Source organism: Micromonospora marina, from assembly GCF_900091565.1.
Lineage (GTDB): Bacteria > Actinomycetota > Actinomycetes > Mycobacteriales > Micromonosporaceae > Micromonospora > Micromonospora marina.
The window spans coordinates 1-1,330 of the sequence record NZ_FMCV01000070.1 but is presented as its reverse complement, the minus strand read 5'-3'; the positions used below and the strand labels follow the sequence as shown (position 1 = coordinate 1,330).

Here is a 1,330-nt window from a genome sequence, read left to right as displayed (position 1 = left end):
GACGAACCGGCCAGCATCCGCCACGACCGGCCACCGACCATCCACATCTACCGGGTCCAGCCACCGCCAAGATCAACTTAGGCTACGTGGCATTGGCCGAAGGCCGAGACACGGCGCAACTCGATGCCGAGTTTGACCCTGAACTCACCGAGGCGACGGTTGCCTACCATACTGTGGAAGAGCTCAGCAGCAAGGCCCGACTCCTGGAGCGTCGGACCCGCCGACTGAACCCCAAGGCGCCAGTTTGGCGACGTCTGACCATTGAACTGCTCGGGTTCAACGTGCACCTCTACGAAGTAGATCCCCGACGATGGCGCGACGAGCCCGACCTAGACAGCGACACCTACTCGGCGGGATTCGAGCGCGTAAAGGCGCACCGAAAGAAGGCCCTTGAAGTCGTCACCGGCATCGCTGACGCCATGAAGCCGCCCCGCACCTACCCGATACGCTCCTTGATCAAGCAGCAAACCGCACGGCTCCGAAAGCGGTGGCGTCCAACTCCATCCGGTGACCGCGCTGGCTGAGGGAAATGCGCCGGCAGCGTCTCCGATGCCTGACCCGCTGCCATCCCACTGTCTGCCGCCGACCCACCCGCCGTGGAGCGGGCCAGGGCCAGGGTGACAAGGTGGAGCGCCCTACCGGACGAACGACCTTGGCACCCCTGGTCTGCTCGGCTTGCCTGGATCGGTGGTAGACGGGATGACAGCTCCCCTGCCCCCCTCTTACCGAAAGTCACGGCCTTAGGCTTGTCATTGGTCGTCGGATTCTTGCACCTAGCTGCACTAACGCCACCAGGCCGTGGTCGTTGCTTGTCACTGATGGTCACTAATTGGACCGGGTTTCCGGGGGTAAACGGGGGCATGAACCCGGTGCCGGTGCCCGGTGTCCCTGCGTCGTGCGGGAGCGGGTGCTGGCGCAGGTTGGCGTCCCGCCCGGGCCACCGAGCTGACCATCACCGCAGGCACTCCGCTGTCTGCTGCGTCACCTCGACCCGCGGCGGGTGCTCCTGGACCGGGGTTGTTGCAGTGCGCCGAGAATGCCGAGGCCCAGGCCGAAAGCGCCCCCGAACGCCATCCCGGCGGACAGCACGGCTTCGGCGACCGGCGCGCCAAGGCTATTCTTCAGCATCGCCGTCACGAGGGCCGCGACGAGCGACGCGAGACCCACGACCAGGATCCACATGGGGATCGTGCCGGAGCGGTTCACGGGGCTTCCCTTTCTGTCAGGACGACGGTGCCGTCGATTAGCCTGCGTTCCGCAGCTCGGCGTCGATATAGGCGGCGGATCTGGGCTGTGAGCTGGGCAGACAGGGGTAGGCCCGGTGACGGGG

At 65.9% G+C, this 1,330-nt stretch carries 2 protein-coding genes; one reads left to right on the top strand and one right to left on the bottom strand.

The features are described 5' to 3' along the window. On the top strand, window positions 1–524 hold a 524-nt coding region (locus GA0070215_RS28305; protein WP_208600439.1), incomplete at its 5' end, for a hypothetical protein. Window positions 525–981: 457 nt separating this feature from the next. On the opposite strand, the gene GA0070215_RS27800 is transcribed toward GA0070215_RS28305, so the two are convergent. Then, window positions 982–1,206, bottom strand: coding sequence for a hypothetical protein (locus GA0070215_RS27800; protein ID WP_091051803.1), 225 nt, complete (start codon window positions 1,204–1,206; stop codon window positions 982–984). Window positions 1,207–1,330 lie beyond the last annotated feature (124 nt).